Source organism: Neisseria sp. P0021.S006, from assembly GCF_051956895.1.
Genome location: NZ_JBQCWZ010000647.1, coordinates 1 through 763, shown reverse-complemented (window position 1 = coordinate 763; position 763 = coordinate 1). Strand labels below are relative to the sequence as shown.

General features: G+C 51.9%; 1 protein-coding gene. It reads right to left on the bottom strand.

Annotation, left to right across the window (positions count from 1 at the left end; all coding sequences use genetic code 11):
• Positions 1-545: exodeoxyribonuclease VII large subunit (gene xseA, locus ACTHUM_RS16240; RefSeq protein ID WP_440403455.1), on the bottom strand; the 545-nt coding region annotated here is incomplete at its 3' end.
• Positions 546-763: the final 218 nt, after the last annotated feature.

Genomic DNA, 763 nt, shown 5'->3' with positions numbered 1-763 from the left:
TCGCTGCCTGTGCCTTGTACGGGCGTCGGATAAACGATAACGGGGATTTCGGGTGCGCGGCGGTTTAAGGTGGTCACGACATCGCGCAAAGCCGCCGCCGCCAGACTGGTTACGATGCCGATACATTGCGGACGGGCAGGTAAAGGTTTCTTGCGTTCCGCCGCAAACGCGCCTTCCGCCTGTAACTGCGCCTTCAATCGCTCATAGGCTTCGTAAAGCTGCCCCAAGCCTTTGAGCCGTACTTCGTTTACGGTAATCTGAAATTCGCCCCGCGCTTCGTAAATACTGATTTTCCCTGATACTTCGATATGGTCGCCTTCTTTCAAAGGCTTCGCCAAGCGCATGGCCGCACCCTTAAACATGGCGCAACGCACCTGCGCGCGGCTGTCTTTGAGCGAGAAATAATAATGTCCGCTGGCGGCACGGGTCAGGTTGGATACTTCACCGGCAATCCACAAGCCTGCAAGATGGTCTTCCAGCAAGGCTTTGGCGAGGGCGTTGAGTTCGGATACGGAAATGGAGGAGGGCGCGAAAAGTTCGGACATTGCGAAACAGGAAAAATTTAGGAAAGTTGAATTATAAGGGTTTTAGAGCGATTCGTTGTATTCGTTTTCATGAAACTTGCGCCCTTTGTTTTAATATTATCAAAGCTGCATGTTCAGACGGCCTTGTCTGGGCGGGCTTGTGTTATATTATCGTTTGATTTTCGCCTCAAAAGCCGTGCGTATGCCCAAACTCCACCAAATTATCGAACGCCATTGGC